Below are 771 nucleotides of genomic sequence, written 5' to 3' on the forward strand. Positions count from 1 at the left end.
GCGGGCTACGGCCACGTCATCGGCCGCCGCCGGGCCTTCAAAGGCGGCATGTGCGGCGCGGATCGCGGCGAGGTCGAACCCCTGCGGGGTCTGGGCCGCGTAGAGGCCGCTGCGGTCGCGCGTATCCTTCACGATCCCTTCCGCCCCCAGCCAGAGCGCATCGCTCACGGGCAGGCCGGGGGCCGCGGCGGGGTGGGTCTGCAGGGCCTGCAGGACACCGTCGATCACCGCGGCGGAAACGCAAGGCCGGGCGGCATCGTGGATCAGCACATTGCCTGCCTCCCCCAGCAGCGCGAGGCCCATGGCCACGGACTGCGACCGTTCCGCCCCCCCGGCGCCCACACGCAGACCGCGCGCGCGCAAATCTTCTGCCTGTTCGGCCATGTCGTCGGGGTGAAGAACGATGGCAATCCGGTCGATGCCGGAGTGTGCCTCGAAGGCGGCAATGGCATGGTCCACCACCCGCTTGCCGCCGAGGGGCCGCCATTGTTTGGGCACGCCACCGCCCGCGCGCACACCGCGCCCGGCGGCCACGATCAGGGCAGAGGTTGTCATGAGAAAATCGTCGTCGTCATGGCGACTGTCTAGGCAATGCCCGTGCGGGGCGCAATCGGCAGGGCGTGTTGCCTGTTTTTTAGGCAAACGGTCCCGGCAGGCCCCGTAAAGCGGCGCTGCAGCGTTGAGACTTGGACCATGACAGGATATGCCAAGGACAACTGCACAAGGATTAGGCATTTGACCGCCCCCGCGTTTCCCGTTCCCATCGCGCCG

The 771-nt window shown here is 68.7% G+C and carries 1 protein-coding gene; it reads right to left on the minus strand.

Annotation, left to right across the window (positions count from 1 at the left end; all coding sequences use genetic code 11):
* On the minus strand, positions 1-555 hold a 555-nt coding region (locus A3728_RS13675), incomplete at its 3' end, for an IspD/TarI family cytidylyltransferase (RefSeq protein ID WP_150120800.1).
* Positions 556-771: the final 216 nt, after the last annotated feature.

The organism is Sulfitobacter sp. HI0040, from assembly GCF_001634885.1.
GTDB lineage: Bacteria > Pseudomonadota > Alphaproteobacteria > Rhodobacterales > Rhodobacteraceae > Sulfitobacter.